Here is a 6,575-nt window from a genome sequence, read left to right on the forward strand (position 1 = left end):
GGAGCGGGCTTGCCCGCTCCCACAGTGCTCAGGCAGCGCTGTCGCCGGCCTTGGCCGGCTGCTGCACGAAGCGCAGCATCCACTCGCCCACCAGATCGCCCTGGTGCTCGGTCGCCAGGCTGGCCACGGCCTTCTGGTACACCTCGTCGCCCAGATACTGCTGGCGCGCGTCGAGCAGCGCCCGCGAGTAATCGTGGACGAACTCCGGGTGCCCCTGGAAGCACAGCACCTGATCGCGGATGTGATAGGCGGCGTTCGGGCAGAAATCGCTGGAGGCGATCACCGTGGCGCCCTCGGGCAGCTCGGTGACCTGGTCCTGGTGGCTGATCAGCAGGGTCAGCTCGCTCACCTCGGGGTCCATCCACGGTGCATGGGCCGCCAGGCGGTAGCGATGGATCCCCACGCCCCAGCCCTTGTCGGCACGCTCGGCCTTGCCGCCGAGGGTCAATGCCAGCAACTGGTGGCCGAAACACACCCCCAGCAACTTCTCGCCGCGCTCGTAAAGCTTGAGCAGGTAGGCCTTGAGCGTCTGGATCCACGGGGCGTCACCGAACGAATCGGCCTTGCTGCCGGTCACCAGGTACGCATCGAAGCGTTCGCCGTCAGGGGGATAATCGCCGTTCATCACGTTGTACACGTCAAACTCGGCGGCGATCGGCTGGCGCGAAAACAGCTGCTCGAACATCCTGCCGTAGCCCTGATATTGCGCGACCAGTTCCGGTCGCAGGACATCGGTTTCGAGGATGCAGATGCGTAACGACATAGCGGTAGTCCTGAACGACATGTGGGTGGGATTTGCTGTAGAGACTGACGCGAAAGACCCGCACAAGCAAGTAGGATGTCCAGACGAACGGTAGGCCCTGTAACCCTTGGTAACCCTGGCCGCGCACTCGTCTAGCCTGAGCGTGCCAGCGCAGTGGCCAGTGGCCTTTGAACGATCGGAAATCAGCAACTTCCTGGTTAGAACAAAGGGTTCTGAAACAAGGATGACGCGGCCCCTACTGTTGGTTGTATACCCAGAAACATGAGGAAAACACAGACGGCGCGCCAACGTGCCAACTGCGATCGACCCGACGCGAGACAGGGAAGCCAAGGGCTATTCAGGAATAACAACAAGAAGGCGGTCCGCCATGTTCAGACAATCGAAAGTACGCCAAGCGGGGCTCATCCTCTTCGCCACGACACTGCTGCTCATCCTGCCGAACCTCACGCGACTGTTCGGCTGACGCGGGCTGTGGCTATTTCCGGCAACGCACAGGTAATCTGCCAGCCTTGATGGCTGGAGGTTGCCCATGCGCCTGTGCATCACCCTACTCTGCCTGCTGTTTGCCTTGCCACTGGCGGCGGCGCAACTGACCCTCGAACTGGGCGGTGCCAGCCGCCACTGGAGCAGCGAGCAGTTGCTCCAGCACCCGCAGACCCGCGACATCACCGTGGCCCATGACGTCGCCTACAAGCGGGTCATGCACTACCGCGCGCTGCCTCTGGCCGTACTGCTGGAAGGCGTGAACTCCGGCGATCATCTGCAAGCCGTGGCCCTGGATGGCTTCGCCGCCGAGATGCCGGCAGGCCCCTTGTTGCAGCAGGGCCCGGCACTGGCCTGGCTGGCCATCGAGGACCCGACCCGCCCCTGGCCGGCACTGGGCCAGGACAAACCAAGCGCCGGACCGTTCTACCTGGTGTGGCAACGCCCCGAGGCCGGCGCGATCCGCCCGGAGCAATGGCCGTTCCAGATCGCCACGATCCGCCGTCTGGCGCCGGTGGCAACGCGCTTCCCCGCGCTGCTGCCCGACCCGAGCCTCGCCGAGCGCGACCCAGTGCGCCAAGGCTTTGCCCTGTTCCAGCAGAACTGCCTGGCCTGTCATCGCCTCAATGGCGCAGGCGATGCGCAGTTCGGCCCGGACTTGAACCTGCCGCACAACCCGACCGAGTACTTCCAGCCGGCATTCCTGCGCCAGTACATTCGCGATCCGCAAAGTCTGCGGCACTGGCCCCAGGCGAAAATGCCTGGTTTCCCTCCCCAGGTGCTGAACGAACGGGAACTCGACGCGCTGCTGGCCTACCTGAAGCACATGGCTGGGCATAAACGGCAATGATGCGCTAGGCGATCGGCCGCTCCTGCTTGACGCCCCAGCCCTCGACCTCGCCGCCATAGGGTGAAACGACCCGTTCGAACGCTTGTTCGAAGGCCCCGATACCGCCGTGGGTGGCATACATGACCTTGCTCAGCTCCAGGTGCCAGGCGCCATCGTCGCGCTCGCTCACCTGGGCACTGAGGGATTCGCCGCGAAACTGCCGCGCCGCCCGGCGGGCACCGACTTCATCTGGAAAGACGGCATAGAACTCGATGGGATGGATACGGGTGAAGTCGAAACCACCAGCTTTCATCTGGCGCAGGACACTGCTGCTGATATCGTCGTTCTGGCTGCTCATGAAACGTCCTCCTGCATAGCAATGGATAGACTTTCCGTGCACAACGCACCTGTCGGGCTCGAAGGGCCCGGCAGTACGAGCGGATTGCAAGACGCGAATGAAATGGACGCCGGCCCGCAGAGTAGACCGGCATCTGTTTGCAGCGTAGTGCCTGTACAGGCACTACGCCAGCGAGCGGCAGCCTAGGGCACCTGGCGAATGGTGGTGATGATCACGCCACTCTGTTCCTTGAGCCAGCGTGCCGTGGGGGAATAGCTGCGGTCCTGGAAGTCGTTGAGGTCCAGTTCGTCCATGAGCGGGAACAAACGGGAACGAATGGCGCGCGCTGCGTCTTCTTCGCTGGGGCGCTGCTCGGCATCGATCAGCAGTGTCTGCGGTTCGCCCTTCTGGTCGGCAAAGCTGATTTCCCACGCTTTCATCGATCAGTCCTCGCTGGCACAACGGTGAGTGAAAACTGCGTACTAGCTTGACCGCCGCACCGGGCCAAACGTTCAGCCGGGCACATGAAACCGCATGAAAAAAGCCCGCCGGTCGACGGCGGGCTTTCAGCGTTGCCAGGCGGACTTACTTCGGCGTGCCGTGAACCACGCCGGCAGTGTTGTCCAGCAGGCTCTTGGTCGCCGTCTGGATGTACGCCTCGAGCTTTTTCAACATCTCGGGCTGGTCGGGGCTCTCGATCAGCTCGGCCTTGAACTCACGGCCCAGCTGGTAGCGATACATCCGTGGGGTCATGTCCTTGGCCTCGATGAGGATGCGATCGCCCTGCACCAGGCCGACGATCTGCTCGCTGCCCGACGGCTTGATCATGCCCACGCCCTGGTCGCCCTCAGGCAGGTTGAGCAGGTCGCGCCCCCAGCACTGGTGACGGGCCTGACCACCAAGGCGGCCCATGATGGTCGGCACGATGTCGACCTGGGTGCCCACGGTATGGTTGACCGCGCCGAACTTCTCCTGGATGCCCGGGGCGATCAGCAGCAGAGGCACGTTGAAGCGGCCCAGGTCCAGCTCGGTGACCTGCTGATGGTTGCCGAAACCATGGTCGCCGACGATGACGAACAGGGTGTCCTTGAAGTAAGGCTCCTTGCGCGCCTTCTCGAAGAACTGGCCCAACGCCCAGTCGGAGTAGCGCATGGCGGTCAGGTGTTCGTCCAGGCGCCCCTGCCCGGTGACCTTCTCCACCGGCAGGTCCTTGGGCAAGGCATACGGCGTGTGGTTGGAGAGGGTCTGCAGCAACGCGTAGATCGGTTTCTTGCCGTCATGCTTGGCCAGCTCTTCGTTGCCGCGGTTGAACATGTCCTGGTCGGACACGCCCCAGGTCGGGTCGGAGAACACCGGGTCGACGAAGTCGTTGCGGCCGATGAAGGTGGTCATGCCCTGGTTGCCGAAGAACCCGGACTGGTTGTCCCAGGCGAAGTCGCCGTTGTAGACGTAGACATCGTCATAGTCGCGGGCACTGAGCAGCGCTGGCAGGCCGGACAGCTTGTGGCCGCCTTCGGGAGTCTGCATCAGGTACTCGAAGCCCGGCAGGTTGGGGAAGCAGGCCATGGTGGCGAACATGCCCTGGTGGGTATGGGTGCCGTTGGAGAAGAAGCGGTCGAACAGCAGACCCTCCTTGGCCAGCTTGTCGAAGTACGGGGTGATGTTGTTCGGGCTGCCCAGCGCGCCCACCGAGTGGCCGGCGAAGCTTTCCATGAGAATGACCACGACGTTCTTCACCGGCAGGGTGTTGGCCTGCGGCGGCAGGAAGTCGCGGCGGATCGCGGCCTCGTCGGCATCGACCAGGGTGTCGTTGGCGGTCAGCAGCTGGTCGCGCACGGTCTGGGTGGCCAGCGGCTGCTCGAGCACGGGCTTCCAGATGTTGGCGCGGTCTTCGCCAAAGCGGCTCTTGGCGGCGTCGATCAGGGTCAGCGTGCCGTTCAGGCCCAGCTGGTTGACGAAGTTCGAGTCGGTGGTGAAGGCGTCACCCCAGCGCATGGGCGGGCCTTGGCGCAGGGTGCCGCGGGCGGCAACCACGGCCACCAGCAGCACGACCATGAACAGCGCCAGGCGGCCATACCACGGCGCCAGCTTGCCAGCGGCGGTGGACTGGGTGCCTTGCTCGCCACGGGTCAGGCGGTCGATACCCTTGAACAGCAGGCTCAGCAACCAGGTGCCGACCAGCCAGGCCAGCAGGTAGCGCACCACCGGGAAGCCGTACCAGAGCATGCTCATGACGGTCTTGGGGTCTTCCTTTATGTACTGGAACACCAGGCCGTTCAGGCGCTGGTGGAACTCGCGGTAGAAGTCCATCTCCATCAGGCCGAGGAACATCACCACGCTCGAGGCGATGGTCAGCCAGAACCGGAAGAAGCCTCGGCGGGCCATCAGCCAGGGGCTGAGCAGCGCCAGCAGCAGTGGGATGCTGATGTACACCACCACCCGAAGATCGAAACGCAAGCCGTTGAAGAAGCCTTCGGCAACGGTCGAGGACGGCGTGTCGCCGATCATGTCGCTGTTGTAGACCAGCAGCGCCAGGCGCACCAGGCTGAGCATCAGCATGATCACCAGGCCACTGAGCAATGTGTAGGCCAGGTGGGATTTCAGGGTCGGCGAGAACGAGCCTCGCACGCCCTGTTGCTTCAAGGCGTCCGTGTTAGCCATGAATGGAGAGGTCCTAGGATTGCGGTTTGCGAAAAGGCGAAATCGCCGACAGCCTGGTGCTCGACCCCTCGAACGCGAGGTGAGACCAAGGCCGCATTGTGCGGCGCGGATTTTCAAAAATCGAGTGTGAAAATTTTGTCGAGAGCAGGCTGCCCTTACAAAGTTACACAGTTGCGATGGCAGCCCTCAGATCCGCACATTGCCCCGAGGCCCGGCGATTGCCCAGATGATCAGCCCCAGCACCGGCAGCAGGATGATCAGCAGGATCCACAGGACCTTGATGCCGACCTCGGCGCCGCTCTTGAGCACATTGAGAACCGCCCAGATGTCCAGGGCGAGAATGATCAGGCCGACCAGGCCATTGAAGGTGGAACCCATGCCGCCACTCCCATCGATGTGTGCATGCGGCCAAGCATAGCTGCCTATGGCGGCGATAGAAGGGAATCCTTGGTCGGCATGGCAGGTCACTGGCTAGACTGGCGCCATTCACTGCCTCGAGGTCCGCATGCCCCCCGCCCGCACCCACAGCTCCGCCCCTGTCCCCATGCTCGATGCCTGGCGCCAACAGGCGTTGAATACCCCCTGGCTGAGCGCCGGCCTGGCATTGAGCCTGCTGGCCATTGCCGCCCTGCTGCTGGCCAGCGTCTGGAACGCGGTCAACGGCGACCACGCCGACAACCTGCACCTGGCCCTGCTCGGCGGCCTCTCCGGCTTCGGCGCTACCGCGCTGGGCGCCGTGCTGGCGGTGATCCTGCGTGACGTCAACGCCCGCACCCAGGACGTCATGCTCGGCTTTGCCGCCGGCATGATGCTCGCCGCCAGTTCGTTTTCGCTGATCCTGCCCGGCCTGGACGCGGCCCGGGAAATCACCGGCAACGGCCCGGCGGCGGCCTTCACCGTGGTGCTGGGCATGGGCCTGGGCGTACTGCTGATGCTCGGCCTCGACCGCTTCACCCCGCACGAACATGAAAGCACCGGCCCCTGCGGCCCGGAAGCCGAACGCATCAGCCGGGTCTGGCTGTTCGTGCTGGCCATCACCTTGCACAACCTGCCCGAGGGCATGGCCATCGGCGTGAGCTTCGCCAATGGCGACCTGAACATCGGCCTGCCGCTGACCAGCGCCATCGCGATCCAGGATATTCCCGAAGGTCTGGCGGTGGCCCTGGCCTTGCGCGCCACGGGGCTGTCGAATTTCAAGGCGGCGCTGGTGGCGATCGGCTCGGGGCTGATGGAGCCCCTGGGCGCGGTGATCGGCCTGGGGATTTCCAGCGGCTTCGCCCTGGCCTATCCGATCAGCATGGGCCTGGCGGCGGGGGCGATGATCTTCGTGGTGTCCCACGAGGTGATCCCGGAAACCCATCGCAACGGGCACCAGACCGCGGCGACGTTGGGGCTGATGGGCGGGTTCGCGGTGATGATGTTTCTCGATACCGCGCTGGGTTGAGACACACATTCTCAGGCCATCCGCAATTCCTGTAGGAGCGGCCTTGTGTCGCGAAAGG

At 64.0% G+C, this 6,575-nt stretch carries 7 protein-coding genes; 2 read left to right on the forward strand and 5 right to left on the reverse strand.

What is annotated here, in order from left to right; genetic code table 11:
* Positions 1 to 28: 28 nt before the first annotated feature.
* Positions 29 to 763: an amidotransferase gene (locus tag N5D48_RS16540; protein WP_279886199.1), complete on the reverse strand. Its 735-nt coding sequence runs from the start codon at positions 761 to 763 to the stop codon at positions 29 to 31.
* Positions 764 to 1,292: 529 nt separating this feature from the next.
* On the opposite strand from N5D48_RS16540, the gene N5D48_RS16545 reads away from it, so the two are divergent.
* Positions 1,293 to 2,096 carry a cytochrome c gene (locus N5D48_RS16545; RefSeq protein WP_279886202.1) on the forward strand — a complete coding sequence of 268 codons (804 nt, stop codon included), beginning with the start codon at positions 1,293 to 1,295 and terminating at the stop codon, positions 2,094 to 2,096.
* A 4-nt stretch (positions 2,097 to 2,100) separates the two neighbouring features.
* On the opposite strand, the gene N5D48_RS16550 is transcribed toward N5D48_RS16545, so the two are convergent.
* The 4 genes from N5D48_RS16550 to N5D48_RS16565 form a co-directional block, all read right to left on the reverse strand.
* The gene (locus N5D48_RS16550; protein ID WP_279886205.1) at positions 2,101 to 2,433 is read right to left on the reverse strand and encodes a ribonuclease E inhibitor RraB; all 333 of its coding nucleotides are present in this window, start codon (positions 2,431 to 2,433) and stop codon (positions 2,101 to 2,103) included.
* Positions 2,434 to 2,615: 182 nt separating this feature from the next.
* Positions 2,616 to 2,852: a hypothetical protein gene (locus N5D48_RS16555; RefSeq protein ID WP_279886207.1), complete on the reverse strand. Its 237-nt coding sequence runs from the start codon at positions 2,850 to 2,852 to the stop codon at positions 2,616 to 2,618.
* 145 nt (positions 2,853 to 2,997) lie between these two features.
* Positions 2,998 to 5,073 (reverse strand): LTA synthase family protein, encoded by a 2,076-nt coding sequence (locus N5D48_RS16560; protein ID WP_279886210.1) that lies wholly within the window; start codon positions 5,071 to 5,073, stop codon positions 2,998 to 3,000.
* 186 nt (positions 5,074 to 5,259) lie between these two features.
* Positions 5,260 to 5,451 carry a PLDc N-terminal domain-containing protein gene (locus tag N5D48_RS16565; protein WP_279886213.1) on the reverse strand — a complete coding sequence of 64 codons (192 nt, stop codon included), beginning with the start codon at positions 5,449 to 5,451 and terminating at the stop codon, positions 5,260 to 5,262.
* 127 nt (positions 5,452 to 5,578) lie between these two features.
* Here N5D48_RS16565 and N5D48_RS16570 point away from each other — a divergent pair, with 127 nt between their 5' ends.
* Positions 5,579 to 6,517: a ZIP family metal transporter gene (locus N5D48_RS16570; RefSeq protein WP_279886216.1), complete on the forward strand. Its 939-nt coding sequence runs from the start codon at positions 5,579 to 5,581 to the stop codon at positions 6,515 to 6,517.
* Positions 6,518 to 6,575 lie beyond the last annotated feature (58 nt).

Origin of the sequence: Pseudomonas sp. GD03858, from assembly GCF_029840925.1 — a bacterium.
Taxonomy (GTDB): Bacteria; Pseudomonadota; Gammaproteobacteria; order Pseudomonadales; family Pseudomonadaceae; genus Aquipseudomonas.

What these genes read in the sequence shown, in the direction of transcription:
- N5D48_RS16540 (WP_279886199.1), bottom strand. Translation starts at nt 763, where the DNA reads ATGTCGTTACGCATCTGCATCCTCGAAACCGATGTCCTGCGACCGGAA.
- N5D48_RS16545 (WP_279886202.1), top strand. Translation starts at nt 1,293, where the DNA reads ATGCGCCTGTGCATCACCCTACTCTGCCTGCTGTTTGCCTTGCCACTG.
- N5D48_RS16550 (WP_279886205.1), bottom strand. Translation starts at nt 2,433, where the DNA reads ATGAGCAGCCAGAACGACGATATCAGCAGCAGTGTCCTGCGCCAGATG.
- N5D48_RS16555 (WP_279886207.1), bottom strand. Translation starts at nt 2,852, where the DNA reads ATGAAAGCGTGGGAAATCAGCTTTGCCGACCAGAAGGGCGAACCGCAG.
- N5D48_RS16560 (WP_279886210.1), bottom strand. Translation starts at nt 5,073, where the DNA reads ATGGCTAACACGGACGCCTTGAAGCAACAGGGCGTGCGAGGCTCGTTC.
- N5D48_RS16565 (WP_279886213.1), bottom strand. Translation starts at nt 5,451, where the DNA reads ATGGGTTCCACCTTCAATGGCCTGGTCGGCCTGATCATTCTCGCCCTG.
- N5D48_RS16570 (WP_279886216.1), top strand. Translation starts at nt 5,579, where the DNA reads ATGCCCCCCGCCCGCACCCACAGCTCCGCCCCTGTCCCCATGCTCGAT.